At 66.4% G+C, this 13,936-nt stretch carries 14 protein-coding genes; 10 read left to right on the top strand and 4 right to left on the bottom strand.

What is annotated here, in order from left to right; genetic code table 11:
• Positions 1 to 170 precede the first annotated feature (170 nt).
• Together AP428_RS35575 and AP428_RS20525 are read left to right on the top strand one after the other, a co-directional pair.
• Complete coding sequence (locus tag AP428_RS35575; protein WP_011547753.1) at positions 171 to 671, top strand: type VI secretion system amidase effector protein Tae4; 501 nt, start codon at positions 171 to 173, stop codon at positions 669 to 671.
• On the top strand, positions 668 to 1,120 hold the full coding sequence (locus tag AP428_RS20525; protein ID WP_011547752.1) for a type VI secretion system amidase immunity protein Tai4: 453 nt from the start codon (positions 668 to 670) through the stop codon (positions 1,118 to 1,120). Before AP428_RS35575 ends, AP428_RS20525 begins: the two co-directional genes overlap by 4 nt.
• Before the next feature lie 54 nt (positions 1,121 to 1,174).
• Here AP428_RS20525 and AP428_RS20520 read toward each other — a convergent pair whose 3' ends face one another.
• Positions 1,175 to 1,966: an IclR family transcriptional regulator gene (locus AP428_RS20520; protein ID WP_011547751.1), complete on the bottom strand. Its 792-nt coding sequence runs from the start codon at positions 1,964 to 1,966 to the stop codon at positions 1,175 to 1,177.
• 160 nt (positions 1,967 to 2,126) lie between these two features.
• Between AP428_RS20520 and AP428_RS20515 the strand changes: the two genes are divergently transcribed.
• The 5 genes from AP428_RS20515 (at position 2,127) to AP428_RS20495 (ending at position 6,526) form a co-directional block, all read left to right on the top strand.
• Positions 2,127 to 2,903, top strand: a complete 777-nt coding sequence (locus AP428_RS20515) for an ABC transporter substrate-binding protein (protein ID WP_011547750.1) — start codon at positions 2,127 to 2,129, stop codon at positions 2,901 to 2,903.
• Between the two features lie 88 nt (positions 2,904 to 2,991).
• Positions 2,992 to 3,648 (top strand): amino acid ABC transporter permease, encoded by a 657-nt coding sequence (locus AP428_RS20510; protein WP_011547749.1) that lies wholly within the window; start codon positions 2,992 to 2,994, stop codon positions 3,646 to 3,648.
• Positions 3,645 to 4,400: an amino acid ABC transporter ATP-binding protein gene (locus AP428_RS20505; RefSeq protein WP_006479077.1), complete on the top strand. Its 756-nt coding sequence runs from the start codon at positions 3,645 to 3,647 to the stop codon at positions 4,398 to 4,400. The genes AP428_RS20510 and AP428_RS20505 overlap by 4 nt, the downstream gene beginning before the upstream one ends.
• Entirely contained in the window at positions 4,397 to 5,707 is a 1,311-nt protein-coding gene (locus AP428_RS20500) for an FAD-binding oxidoreductase (protein WP_011547748.1), read from the top strand. Before AP428_RS20505 ends, AP428_RS20500 begins: the two co-directional genes overlap by 4 nt.
• A gap of 78 nt (positions 5,708 to 5,785) precedes the next feature.
• Positions 5,786 to 6,526: a class I SAM-dependent methyltransferase gene (locus AP428_RS20495; RefSeq protein ID WP_011694732.1), complete on the top strand. Its 741-nt coding sequence runs from the start codon at positions 5,786 to 5,788 to the stop codon at positions 6,524 to 6,526.
• A gap of 24 nt (positions 6,527 to 6,550) precedes the next feature.
• Here AP428_RS20495 and AP428_RS20490 read toward each other — a convergent pair whose 3' ends face one another.
• Positions 6,551 to 7,972: a cytochrome-c peroxidase gene (locus tag AP428_RS20490; protein ID WP_011547746.1), complete on the bottom strand. Its 1,422-nt coding sequence runs from the start codon at positions 7,970 to 7,972 to the stop codon at positions 6,551 to 6,553.
• A gap of 94 nt (positions 7,973 to 8,066) precedes the next feature.
• A complete protein-coding gene (locus tag AP428_RS20485; RefSeq protein ID WP_011547745.1) occupies positions 8,067 to 9,740 on the bottom strand; it encodes a phospholipase C in 1,674 nt (557 codons plus the stop codon).
• A 401-nt stretch (positions 9,741 to 10,141) separates the two neighbouring features.
• Between AP428_RS20485 and AP428_RS20480 the strand changes: the two genes are divergently transcribed.
• Positions 10,142 to 10,999, top strand: a complete 858-nt coding sequence (locus AP428_RS20480; protein WP_011547744.1) for an EamA family transporter — start codon at positions 10,142 to 10,144, stop codon at positions 10,997 to 10,999.
• 27 nt (positions 11,000 to 11,026) lie between these two features.
• Here the strand turns inward: AP428_RS20480 and AP428_RS20475 are convergent, their stop codons facing one another.
• Positions 11,027 to 11,500, bottom strand: coding sequence for an Lrp/AsnC family transcriptional regulator (locus tag AP428_RS20475; RefSeq protein WP_006479071.1), 474 nt, complete (start codon positions 11,498 to 11,500; stop codon positions 11,027 to 11,029).
• A 325-nt stretch (positions 11,501 to 11,825) separates the two neighbouring features.
• Here AP428_RS20475 and AP428_RS20470 point away from each other — a divergent pair, with 325 nt between their 5' ends.
• A complete protein-coding gene (locus tag AP428_RS20470; protein WP_011547743.1) occupies positions 11,826 to 13,211 on the top strand; it encodes an amino acid permease in 1,386 nt (461 codons plus the stop codon).
• Positions 13,212 to 13,257: 46 nt separating this feature from the next.
• Positions 13,258 to 13,936, top strand: a 679-nt coding sequence (locus AP428_RS20465) for an aminotransferase class I/II-fold pyridoxal phosphate-dependent enzyme (RefSeq protein WP_156349341.1), incomplete at its 3' end; no start/stop codon positions are given.

The following is a 13,936-nucleotide window of genomic DNA, read 5'->3' as shown; positions in this document are numbered from 1 at the left end:
AGAAGACGGATCGGAGTCCGACAAGCCGATGTCCTTACAAAAAACTTTCAAGCCGTGCATCATGACGCCCTGATTCGGTGGATTCGAAGGTTCTCGGTGCACATGAGCCGTCGCGAGTCTTCGATGCGCTTACCCTCGAGTCGAATTCATTTCAACAACAAGGAGCCAAAGTGAAACGACCATCATTTGCCGTTGCATGGGCGGCATCTCAGCGAATCTACGACCCGGCAAATTCCGGTGAGCGCGTTGCGAAAGTGATAGGTGGATACGTCGAGAAGAACGTCAACAATCCGAATCCGACAGAGCGATGGAGCAATACTTGCGCGGTGAGGATGAGTTATATCCTGGGTGAAGCTGGCATGGTGATACCGCGAATCCCCGAGCAAACGGTATCGGGCAGAGACAATCGGCAATACTTTTTCCGTGTCAGGGATTTGATTCGTTTTCTCGAGCAACGCTGGGGGAAGGCTGAGGGCGTCAAATACCCGCCGTCGAACGGAGGGCCACTTGCGGGTCGGCAGGGCGTCCTCCTGTTCGAGGTGTCGGGGTGGAGCGATGCACAGGGCCACGCCACGCTGTTTAACGGGCGGACGTGCTACGACCATTGTTACTTCAACGAACCGGGCGCGCGGTATCGTACCGATCGCGCAAATTTTTGGAGCCTGTCATGAGGGGAGTCCGGATCGCTGCCGCGTTGGCGTGCATCGCGTTTCAACCGACGATGGTCGTGGCGAAGGACGTCGCACAAACATCGCCCGAGGCCGGCTCACGAACTTACCTCCAGAACTTCAAGGACATGGCGTTCGCGGAGTGCCTGGCTGCCGCATACAAGCAGGCGCCCGGCGCGAGCAAGGACATCGGCAGCAGCATCAGCGCGTTGCGCGACTGGACCTACTACGACATGGAACGTGCGCCGGACGTCATTCATGCGCTGGTCGCGAAGTATCTGGCTCGCGACTATCGGAATCCGGTTGTCGAATCGGAAGTCGCGGATGTGAAGTTCGACTTCCTGAAGTGCATCGACCTGTATCACGGCAAGGAACTGGACGCTGCAGCGAAGCAGCTCGTATCGCGTCCGAACCGTACCTATCGAACCGAGCATCCGCCCAAGCCGCAGTAGCGATCGAACGCCGTTGCGCGATGCAACGGCGCGCCGTATGCCGTTTCGTCGACGCTATTCAAGCGTCCGGATCGAATTGCTGATCCCGCGCGCGCAGTCGATCACCGCCGGCGCGAGCTTGCGGCGCGCGTCGTCGAACGTCCAGCGGCTCGTCGGCGCGACCACGTGCACGGCCGCGACCGGCTGCCCCTGACTGCCGAGCACGGGCGCGGCAATCGACATGTCGCCGATGAACAGTTCTTCCTGGTTGGTCGCGTAGCCTTCGCGCCGCGCGCCATCGAGCAACGCGACGAGATCGTCCAGCGCCGTGACCGTGCGCGGCGTGTGCGGCGTACGCACCATGCCGTCGAGCCGTGCGCGTGCGTGATCCGGCGGCAACGCGCTCAGGAATGCGCGGCCGCTGCCGGTGCAGTACATCGGGATACGGCTGCCGATCGGCATGTGGATCGGCACGAACTTCGTCGACACGAAACGCGCGACGTACACCATTTCGTCCTCGTCCGGCTCGGTGAGGTTGGTGGTTTCGCCGGTCAGGTTCGTCAGCTCGGACAGGAACGGATTCGCGACGTCGATCAACGTATCGGCCGCGAGATAGTTGAAGCCGATCCGCATCACGTGCGGCGTGAGCTGATAACGCCGCGTGACCGGATGCTTGCGGATGTAGCCGAGCTTCTCGAGCGTATAGACCATCCGCTGCGCGGAGCTTTTCGTCATGCCCGCCGCGTCGGCCACTTCCGCCAGCGTCATCGTGCGCCGCTTCGCGCTGAACGCGCGCAGCACGTTGAGCCCTTTTTCCAGCGACTGGTTGAACAGCAGATCGTTTGCTTGGTCGGGCGACGTTTCCATGGCGAGGGGCGAGATCGATTCGATACCGCATCATATCGTATCGAATATCGATACGCAAAAATCTATTTGCGATGTTTTTGATTCGTTTTAAGATCAAGCCATCGTCGCAGTGTCGATCAGCGACCGGCCGGCGCACCGGATTATTCGAGAGGGAGTCACCATGGTTCCGTTCATCAAGCGGTTCGGCGCGCTGGCCGCCGGTTTCGTCACCTGTATCGCACTCTCCACGGCTTCGGCGAGCGCCGTTGCCGCCGAGCCCACGCTGAAGGTCGGCGCGACGGCCACCGGCGTGCCGTTCACGTTTCTCGACGTCAAGAGCAATTCGATCCAGGGGATGATGGTCGATGCGATCACCGCGGCCGGGAAGTCGGCCGGGTTTCGCGTCGACGTGCAGCAGACCGTGTTCTCCGCGCTGATCCCGTCGCTCACCACGCAGAAGATCGACATCATCTCGGCCGCGATGCTGAAGACGCCGGCGCGCCAGCAGGTCGTCGATTTCTCGGACACCGTCTACTCGTTCGGCGAAGGCCTGATCGTGAAGGCCGACGATCCGGGCCGCTATACGTCGATGGACGATTTCAAGGACCAGGTGGTCGGCGCGCAGGTCGGCACCGCATTCGTCGATGCGCTCAACAAGAAGGGCATCTTCAAGGAAGTCCGGACCTACGATTCGATCGCCGACATCATGCGCGACGTCGCGCTCGGCCGTATCAAGGCCGGCTTCGCCGACCAGCCGATCGTCGCGTACCAGATCGAGCACGGCGTCAATCGCCAGGTGCGGCTGGTGCCCGAATACCAGAGCGTCGTGAAGGGGCAGGTGTGCTTCATCGTGCGCAAGGGCGACAACGCGACGCTCGAGCAGCTCAACGGCGCGATCCGCAAGATGAAGAGCGACGGCACGCTGCAGCAGATCCTGCAGAAGTGGCACATGAGCTGAGCGTCGGCGCTCGCTTCCCGACCGGCAACGCCCGCGCGTCGCGGGCATCCCCAGCGGCGTGCCGTTCGGACGTCGCATAGGAGACCTCATGTTTTTCCAGAACGCGATCGATTTCCTGCCGATCCTGCTGAAGGGCGCGGTGGTCACGATCGAGATCACCGCATGCGCGTTCGTGCTCAGCTCGGTGCTCGGGCTGATCCTCGCGCTGCTGAAGGTGTCGCGCAATCGTGCCGTCGCGACGGCCGGCAGCACGATCATCAACGTGATCCGCGGGCTGCCGATCATCGTGCAGCTGTTCTACATGTATTTCGTGCTGCCCGATCTCGGCGTGCAACTGTCGGCGTTCCAGGCCGGCGTGCTCGGTCTCGGCATCGCGTATTCGGCGTATCAGGCCGAGAACTTCCGCGCCGGCATCGAGGCGATCGACCGCGGCCAGATCGAAGCCGCGCACGCGATCGGCATGCGCGGCCCGATGATCATGCGGCGCGTGGTGCTGCCGCAGGCGTTCCGCATCGCGCTGCCGCCGTACGGCAACACGCTGGTGATGCTGCTGAAGGATTCGTCGGTCGCGTCGACCATCACGGTCGCGGAAATCACGCGCGCCGGCCAGCTGATCGCATCGTCGACGTTCCAGAACATGAGTGTCTACACGCTCGTCGCGCTGCTGTATCTCGCGCTCGGCCTGCCGCTGATGTTCGCGGTGAACCGGCTCGGCAAGCGGCTCGCAGTGAGGAGGGGCGCATGATCCGGATCGATTCCATCCATAAACGGTTTCAGCAGCACGCGGTGCTGAAGGGCGTGAGCCTCGACGTACAGCAAGGTGAAGTCGTGTGCCTGATCGGGCCGTCCGGTTCCGGCAAGTCGACCGTGCTGCGCTGTATCAACGGCTTCGAGACCTACGACGAAGGGTCGATCACGATCGACGGCGTGAAGGTCGACGCGCATTCGAAGCGGATTCACGAATTGCGGATGCGGGTCGGCATGGTGTTCCAGCGCTTCAACCTGTTTGCCCACCGCACGGCGCTCGAGAACGTGATGGAAGGGCCGGTGCACGTGCGGCGCGTGCCGGCCGCGCAGGCGCGCGAACAGGCCCGCGCGCTGCTCGACAAGGTCGGCCTCGCGCACCGGATGAATGCGTATCCGTCCGAGCTGTCGGGCGGGCAGCAGCAGCGCGTCGCGATCGCACGTGCGCTTGCGATGGAGCCGCAGGCGATCCTGTTCGACGAGCCGACGTCGGCGCTCGACCCCGAACTCGTCGGCGAAGTGCTGGGCGTGATGCGCGGGCTGGCCCGCGACGGGATGACCATGGTGGTCGTCACGCACGAAATGGCATTCGCCCGCGAGGTGGCCGATCGCGTGTGCTTCCTGCACGACGGCACGATCTGCGAAAGCGGGCCGGCACGCGCGGTGCTGACGCAGCCGAGCCATCCCCGCACGCAGGAATTCCTGCGTCGCCTGCTGGCGTCGGACGGCGCCGACCACCCGGATCGAACATGAGCGCAACGACTGCGGCACCCGGACGGCCCGACGCACAGTGGCCGGATTCGCTGTGGGCGGCGACCGCCGCGCCGGCACCCGATACGCCCGCGCTCGACGCATCGGTGTCGTGCGACGTGGCGATCGTCGGCGCCGGCTTCACGGGCCTGTCGACCGCACTGCATCTGGCCGAACGTGGCGTGAACGTTCGCGTGATCGATGGCGCGCAGCCGGGCTGGGGCGCATCGGGCCGCAACGGCGGGCAAGTGATTCCCGGGCTGAAATACGACCCCGACGAACTGGTCCGCCGGTTCGGCGACGAGGCCGGCGAGCAGCTTGCCGGTATCGTCGGCGGTGCGGCCGATACCGTGTTCGACCTGATCGCGCGGCACGCGATCGACTGCGATGCGCGTCGCGAGGGGTGGATTCAACCCGCGCCGACCACAGCGATGCTCGACACGGTTGCACGCCGTGCGCAGCAATGGGCGGCGCGCGGCGCGCCGGTCGACGTGCTCGGCCGCGACGACGTCGCGCGACGGCTCGGTACGCCAGCGTATGCGGGCGGCTGGATCGATCGCCGTGCCGGCAGCGTGCAGCCGCTCAGCTATACGCGCGGTCTCGTGCGGGCAGCTCAGGCGAGCGGGGCGGTCGTGCACGGGTCGACCCGCGCCGTCGGGCTGACACGTGCCGACGGCCGCTGGCGGGTCGCGACGTCCGGCGGCGCGACGCTGTCGGCCGAGCGCGTCGTGATCGCGACCAACGGCTACACGGACGGGCTGTGGCCCGGCTTGCGCCAGTCGGTGATCGCCGCGAACAGTTTCATCGTCGCGACGGAGCCGCTCGCGCCGGCGCTCGGCCGCGACATCCTCGCCGGCGGCGAGGTCGCATCGGACGCGCGCCGTCTGCTGCTGTACTTTCGCCGTGACGCGGCCGGCCGCCTGCTGATGGGCGGCCGCGGCCCGTTCGCCGAACCGCGCGCGCCGAGCGACTGGCGCCATCTCGAACGCGCGACGACGCTGCTGTATCCGCAACTGAAGGGCGTCCGGTTCGAATACCGCTGGGCGGGGCGCGTCGCGATCACCGCGGATTTCCTGCCGCACGTGCACGAGCCCGCGCCGGGCGTGACGATCGCGCTCGGCTACAACGGCCGCGGCATCGCGATGGCGACGACGCTCGGCAAGCATCTGGCCGCGCATCTGTCGGGCGATGCGCAATTGCCGCTGCCGTTCCGCGTCACGCCGATCCGGCCCATTCCGTTGCACGGGCTGCAGCGCTTCTATATCGCGGCCGGGGTCGCCTGGTATCGGTTGCTCGACAGCCTGTCCTGACCTACCTGTGACGGCAGTCGCCATCCGTCGTCCGATCGGGCAGAATCGGCCTGCCCAGTTTCGACCGACGGATACCGCATGACCGACCCGAACGACCCGAACGAATCGCCCGGCCGCCGCGCTTACGCGAGCTTCGCGCAACGCTATGCGGACCTCGCGCCGACGAAGGCGCACAACGGGCTCTACGAGCGGCCGGCATCCATGGCGCTGCTCGGCGACGTAGCAGGCCTGACGGTGCTCGACGCCGGCTGCGGGCCCGGCATCTGCAGCGCGCATCTCGCCGGTCACGGCGCGACCGTGCATGCGTTCGACGTGACGCCGGAGATGGTTGCGCTCGCAAGGACGCGTTGCGCGGGCCTGCCGGTCGACGTCAGGGAAGGCGACCTGGAGGCGCCGCTCGCGTGGCTGCCCGACGCGTCGGTCGACAAGGTGCTGTGCTCGCTCGCGCTCGACTACGTGCGCGATCTCGCGCCGACGCTGCGCGAATTCCGGCGCGTCGCGCGGCCGGGCGGAACGCTCGTGTTCTCGATGGCGCATCCGGTGCGCGACTGGATGGACGAACGCACGCGCGGCGACGGTACGTATTTCGACACGTCCCGCTTCGGTTTCCACTGGTCGGGGTTCGGCGAGCCGAAGCCGTACGTCGAAGCGTGGCGGCGGCCGCTCGCCGACATCCTGAACGCGGTCGCCGACGGCGGCTGGCGGCTCGAGCGCTTCGTCGAACCGACGCCGCTGCCGGAAATGAAAGCCGTATCCGAACGGCTCCATGCGGAGCTGTCGCTGGCACCGGCCTTCCTGTGCATCCGCGCGCGCTGCTGACCCGGCGCGGCGCCCGGCCGGCGCTCAGTGCTGCGCCGGGGCGTCCGTCAGCGTGCCGAGGAACGCTTCGATATCCTTGATGTCCTGCGCCGTCATCGCGGGTTTGTCGCCCGGCTTGCGATCGAACGGCGCATCGGTCACGTCGACGTTCGCGCGATATTTCGGCGGAATGTCGTCGTATTCGTCGACCTTGCCGTCCGCGCCGCGCGAATAGAACTTCTGCGGCGAGATGCTGCGCTCGTTGTAGAACGCCATCACCTGGTCGAGCGTGTGGAATACGCCGTTGTGGAAGAACACGTGGCGTGTCGCCGAATTACGCAGCGTCGGCGTCAGGAACATCCCGCAATACTGTGTCTGGTCCTTCAGGTCGTCGCGGAACGGCCCGCACACGCCGAGATCGTAGAACGCCGGGTTGCGGTTCTGCGCGAGCGCCCGGTTGCGCGGCGCGCCGAGCGCCTCGTACTGGTAATCGGTAAACATCGGCGGCAAGCCGTCCTTGCCGGGTTTCGACAAGTGGCAGCCCGCGCAATTCGCCTTGTCCGGATCGTTGAACAGGCGCAGCCCGCGCAGTTCGGCCTGCGTGAGGCGCGCGCGGCCTTCGAGCCAGCGGTCGTACTTGCTGTCGTACGGATGGAACGACGGATCCTCGACCTGATAGCGCGCGATCGCGAACATCGCTTCCGACACCGCGAGCTGCGGCGTGGAGAACACGCGCGCGCCGAACAACTGCTCGAATTGCGCGCGATGCGACGACTGCGCGAGCTTGCGTGCGACGTCGTCGACGCTCGCATTCGCCATCTCGACCGGATTCAGCAGCGGGCCGAACGCCTGTTGCTGCAGCGTATCGGCGCGGCCGTCCCAGAACATCCCGCCTTGCGGCACGAGCTGCGGCGCGGCCGACGTACCGGCCACCTTCTGCGCCTTGACGACGCCGGCCGCCGCCGTGGCCTGCTGCGCGACGCTCGGCGCGGCGTCGTTTTCACCGGCGTCGGGGCCGATGCTGAAATTCGGCTGGCGGTACAGGTACATCAGCGACGGCGGCGGACGATAGCCCTGCTGCGTCATCGCGAGGCCGCCCGGTTGCACGTCGAGCGCATTCGGTGGGCCATACGCATGATCGGGACTATGGCACGACGCGCACGACTGCTTGCCCGATGCGGACAGCGACGGATCGTGGAACAGCGCGCGCCCGAGCTGCGCGACCGCCGACAGCGGCTGCGCGGCGGGCCGCTGCAGCACGACCGGATGCGGATTCGCGCCGGTCCAGTCGGCGACCACGGTGCCGATCGCCGCCGGCACCTGGGCGGGAAACGCGATCGCGAACGCGCCATAGCCGATCACGGCCGCGCCTAGCACGAACGCCACGCGGCGCAGCAGGCGGGAAGGGGCGCGCGGCGCGGGCGTGCCGGCGGCGTCGGGGGACGGAAAGGCGGGGCGAGCTGTCATGCTGTCGATCGAAAATCGGGCGTCGCACGAAGCGACGCGTTAAATGGAAACGGCCGGCGCGTGATGCGCCGGCCATGCGGTCATGCCGTGACGGTCAGATCGCCGGGGCCGCGCTCAACGCGGTGCCGAGCGTCGGGTCGAGATACAACGGCGTCGTGTTCGGCTTCGACGTGAAGTCGAACAGGTTGCGCAGGTCGCCCGCCGTCGCATCGAACGAGCCGCCGCCGATCCGCTGGCCGCCGAGCCAGTTGTCCTCGATGAAGCGCACGACGGACGACTGGTCGAGCATCGTGTGATCGACGTAGTTCTGCTTCGCATACGGCGAGATCACGACGAGCGGAATACGCACGCCCGGGCCGCAGCGGCCGTTCACGGTCGCGCCGCTCACGCCGGTGGTGCCGCCCGTGCCGCACTTGCCGGCGCCGTTGAGCTGGTCGACCGGGTCCGACGATGCGTGCGTCGGCGCCGTGTACACGTGGTCGTACCAGCCGTCCGAGTCGTCATAGGTGACGATCACGGCCGTGTTCTGCCAGTCCGGCTGCTGCTGCAGGAAGTTGACGACCTTCGTCACGAACGCCTGCTCGTCGAGCGGATCCGAATAGCCCGCATGCCCGTCCTGCGCGGCCGGCGCCTTCAGGTAGCTGACCGACGGGAAGTTGCCGGCCTTCACGGCGGCGAAGAAGTCGTCGGTGTCGTACTGGTGGTTCGCCGGTTCGGCCGTCTTGCCGTCGGTCTGGACGCTCGATCCGATCGCCGCGATCGAGCTCGGGCGCGTGTGTTGCGGGTTCGCGGTCGACGCGTAGTACTGGAACCAGTTGTGGTGCGGGATGTAGTCGGCCGTCGCGGCGTTCACGGCGGTAGCGACCGTGCTGCGCGCGCAGCCCGTCGTGCCGTTGCCGTTCGTCGTCGACAGGTTGAAGCCGCCCATGAAGCCACCCCACGTGATCTTCGCGGCATTCAGCAGGTCGCCGATGTTCTTGCCGGTCATCATCGCCTGGTCGGTCGTGCTCGAACACACGTCGAAGCCCGGATCGACGTCGTTGATCATCGTGAGGCCGCCCTGGCCGTCATTGATGTAGTACGAGCTGGCGGCGAGCGTCGACGGTTGCTTCGACGTCTTGACGATCTGCATCCCGTTGGTCTGCCCCGCGACGACGTTCAGCGCACCCGGCGTCGACGGCCCGTAGCCCGTCGTGAACGTGTTGTCGCTCATCGCGAAGCGCTGCGCGTAGTTCCACAGCGCGGTCACCGTGTTGCCGTCGAAGTAGCCCATCACCTGGCCCTTCGTGCCGAACGCGCCGGCGCCGCCGGACGAGCCCTTGCCCGTGTACTTCGGGAACAGGTCGGCGAGACCGTTGTCCTCGGCCTGCTGTTCGGCCGTGTACGCGTGGTTCTGGTCGGCGGTCGCGGCCTGCGTGCGGTCGAGTCGGAACGGGTTCGCCGCGTCGGTGCCGTTGGCCGTGTTTGTGAAGTTCGGGTTCGCGGTGAGCAGCGTGCCCGTCAGGCCGTTCGGCGTCGGCGTGCCGGATTTGGCGGTGAACGCCGGCTCGCCCGACGGGTTCGTCGCGTTCGGGTAGGTGCCGAAGTAGTGGTCGAACGAGATGTTTTCGCCGTAGATCACGACGACGTGCTTGATCGGCGTGGCGGTCTGCAGCGCATCCTGCGACGAGACGACGGGCGCCGGCGTGGAATCGTCGCTGCCGCCGCAGGCGAACAGCGCAAGCGTGGCGCCGGCGCAGGCGGTGACAAGCAAGGCTTGACGGAACATCGGAAAACTCCAGGGTAAGGCCTTCGATGGTGGAGAACGGCCCCGTCGCCGTGTCGGTTCGGCGCGGAGCTCGTGAGGGAGCACGCGCATTGGAACAGCCGCGTATGAAGATATGGGGACGGAGTGTTTTCGCGAGGGTTGCGCTCCGGTATCGGTTTCATTACGGCGCGGCGCGATGCGAAAGAGAACGGAAAGGGGCGGACCGCCGGCAACCTCCGCGTCACATGTCGCGGCGTGCGGGTCGCTTGCGGCGCAAGCGATGCCGGGCGGGCGGCGGGGAGCAACCGGCCCGATCTTTTACGGGGCGTCGTGCGTCGCTTTTTTGACAATTCGGTGACGCATTCATACGATGAACGCCCGCCGCGCACCGCGCGGCTTCCGACCGTCAGGGAGTATTGAGCGTGCCGATCCCCGTTCTGTTTGCCGTTCTGTGCGCGGCGTTCCTGCACGCGTCATGGAATGCGCTGGTGCGCAGCAGCGGCGACCGGCTGCGCTCGGCCACGGTGCTGCAGATCGCGATCGGGCTGTTCGCGCTGCTGTTCCTGCCGGCTGCCGCGCCGATCACGCCATCGAGCTGGCTCTGCGTCGTCGCGTCGGCCGTGCTCCACGTCGTCTATACGCTGCTGCTCGTCCGCGCGTACGAGCACGGCGACCTGAGCGTCGCGTACCCGGTCGCGCGCGGCACCGCGCCGCTGCTCGTCACGCTCGGCGCGGCCGCGTTCGCGGGCGAGCGCCTGAACGTCGGCGCGCAATGCGGGCTCGTGCTGATCTGCGCTGGCATCATGGCGATCGGGCTGGAGCGCGGGCGCGGCGCGAAACACCGGATGACGCAGGTGCTGCCGACCGCGTTCGCGACCGGCGTGTCGATCGCGGCCTATAGCGTGGTGGACGGGATCGGTGTGCGCGAGAGCGGCAGCACGGTCGGCTATACCGCATGGATGTTCGTGCTGACCGGCGCGCTGATGGCCGTGTACTACCGGTTGCGGGCGGGGCCGTTGCGGCTGACGCAGGAGGTCGGCGAGACGGCGAAGGCCGCCTGCGGCGGCGTGTTCGCGGCGCTTGCGTACGGCACCGTGATCTGGGCGATGGATCGCGCGCCGATGGGCCCGGTGTCGGCGCTGAGGGAGACGAGCGTGGTGTTCGCGGCGTTGATCGCGCGTGTGTATCTCGGCGAGCGGCTGACGCCGCGCCGGGCGGCCGGGTGCGCGGTGATTGCTTGCGGGGCGCTGTTGATCAGTGCGTTCGAGGCGGTGCGGTAAACGCATCAGCCCGGCGCGCCACATGGGTCAGCTTTCCACCGGCATCGCACTCGTACACTTGATCTCGTCGAGGCACACGCTCGAATGCACGCCGCTCACGCCGGGAATGCGCATCAGCGTTTCGAGCAGGAACGTCGACAACCCCTTCAGGTCGTGCGCGACGACTTTCAGCACGTAGTCGATATCGCCCGTCACCGAGAAGCATTCCTGGATCTGCGCGAGATCCGACACGAGTTTCTGGAACTTCGACAAATCGCGGATATGCCCGCGCTCCATCGTCACGTGCACGAATGCGGTGACGCCGAAGCCAAGCGTATCGGGGCACAGCCGCGTTTCGTAACGGCGGATCGCGCCGATCTCCTCCAGCCGCCGATGGCGCCGCAGCGTCTGCGCGGGCGACAGGCCGACGGCCTTCGCCAGGTCGAGATTCGACGCGCGGCCGTTCTCCTGCAACACCGACAGCAAGTGGCGATCGATGCGATCGAGAACCGGTTCAGGCATTTTTGTTTCCTCATCTGTCTCCTGGATGCAATCTTATCTCATAATGTAGGGTTTGCATGAGCGGGTTACGCAACCCGATTTCGCCGTCGCGACGCTAAACTGACGCCGGATTTTCGTGTGCGGCCGCAGCAATGCGGCGGGGGCAGACGAGTCGGCGGCCAATCAGGCCGGCACGCCGACGCGAATCGGTGCCGCCACCACGCGAAGATTGCAGTCCCCAACCCGGCGCCCCCACGAACGGCCGCCGGCACAGTAAAAACAGCGCCCGGCACACCGAGGCGCGCCGCACCCCGCCGCAGGCGGAGGCGGACAGAGTGGAGAAGACATGGTTTCTGGAAACGAGAGCGACGGCCTGAAGCGCGGGCTGAAGAACCGGCACATCCAGCTGATTGCGCTCGGCGGCGCGCTCGGCACGGGGCTGTTCCTCGGCATCGCGCAGACGATCAAGATGGCCGGCCCGTCCGTGCTGCTCGGCTATGCGGTGGCCGGCATCGTTGCGTTCTTCATCATGCGCCAGCTCGGCGAGATGGTCGTCGACGAGCCCGTCGCCGGCTCGTTCAGCTACTTCGCCGACAAATACGTCGGCCACTTCACCGGTTTCCTGTCCGGCTGGAACTACTGGGTGCTGTACATCCTCGTCAGCATGGCCGAACTGTCGGCCGTCGGGATCTACGTGCAGTACTGGTGGCCGGGCGTGCCGACCTGGGTGTCGGCGCTCGTGTTCTTCGTCGCGATCAACCTGCTGAACCTGGCGAGCGTGAAATCGTACGGCGAGACGGAATTCTGGTTCTCGATCATCAAGGTCGCCGCGATCGTCGGGATGATCGGCTTCGGCGGCTGGCTGCTCGCAAGTGGCCATGCAGGGCCTGAAGCGAGCATCGCGAACCTGTGGCAGCACGGCGGTTTCTTCCCGAACGGCGTGTCGGGGCTCGTGATGTCGATGGCCGCGATCATGTTCTCGTTCGGCGGGCTGGAGCTGATCGGCATCACCGCGGCCGAGGCCGACGATCCGAAGCGCAGCATTCCGCGTGCGACCAACCAGGTCATCTACCGCATCCTGATTTTCTACATCGGCGCGCTGGCCGTGCTGCTGTCGCTGTATCCGTGGGAGAAGGTCGTCACCGGCGGCAGCCCGTTCGTGCTGATCTTCCACGCGCTGAGCAGCAACCTGGTCGCGAACGTGCTGAACGTCGTCGTGCTGACGGCCGCGCTGTCGGTCTACAACAGCGGCGTGTACAGCAACAGCCGGATGCTGTTCGGCCTCGCGCAACAGGGCAACGCGCCGAAGGTGCTGTGCTCGGTGAACAAGCGCGGCATCCCGCTTGCCGCGCTCGGCGCGTCGGCGCTCGCGACCGGCGTGTGCGTGCTGGTCAACTACTTCATGCCGGGCAAGGCGTTCGAGGTGCTGATGGGCCTCGTCGTGTCGGCGCTGATCATCAACTGGGCGATGATCACCCTGATCCACCTGAAGTTCCGCCAGGCCAAGTGTGCTGCCGGGGAGGAGACTTCCTTCCGCAGTCTGGGCTATCCTTTCACGAATTACCTGTGCCTGGCATTCATGGCCGGCATTCTCGTCGTGATGTACCTGACGCCGGATCTCCGTCTGTCGGTGTACCTGATCCCGGTATGGCTCGCGGTGCTCGCGATCGGGTATCGCTTCCGTCAGAAGAATGCCGGCTTTGCGGTGCACGACGGCGCGTCCGCACGCTGACGCAGGCCACGACCGACCCTTCTTCCAAACGAGACCGACTCAAGCCATGTTCGAACACATCGACGCGTATCCGGGCGACCCGATCCTGACGCTCAACGAGAACTTCCAGAAAGATCCGCGCGACCAGAAGGTCAACCTGAGCATCGGGATCTATTTCGACGCCGAAGGCCGGATTCCGGTGATGGGCGCGGTGCGCGAAGCCGAAACCGCGCTGCAGCGCGACAGCGGTCCGAAACCGTACCTGCCGATGGTCGGCCTGGCCGCCTACCGCGACGCCGTGCAAGCGCTGGTGTTCGGCGCCGATCACCCGGCCCGCGCGGCCGGCCGCATCGCGACGCTGCAGACGCTCGGCGGCTCGGGCGCGCTGAAGGTCGGCGCCGATTTCCTGAAGCGCTATTTCCCGGATTCGCAGGTGTGGCTGAGCGATCCGAGCTGGGAAAACCATCGCTTCATCTTCGAGCGCGCCGGCTTCACGGTGAACACGTATCCGTACTACGACGCGGCGACGGGCGGCCTGAAGTTCGACGCGATGCTCGCGGCGATCGACGCGCTGCCGGCGCGCAGCATCGTGCTGCTGCACGCGTGCTGCCATAACCCGACCGGCGTCGATCTCGACGAAGGCCAGTGGGAGAAGCTGATCGACGTGATCGAGGCGCGCGGGCTGCTGCCGTTCGTCGACATGGCGTACCAGGGCTTCGGCGCGGGCCTCGACGCGGACGCGTTCG

Source organism: Burkholderia sp. E168m22 (assembly GCF_001319805.1).
Lineage (GTDB): Bacteria > Pseudomonadota > Gammaproteobacteria > Burkholderiales > Burkholderiaceae > Burkholderia > Burkholderia orbicola.
This window is presented reverse-complemented; position numbering and strand designations above follow the sequence as displayed.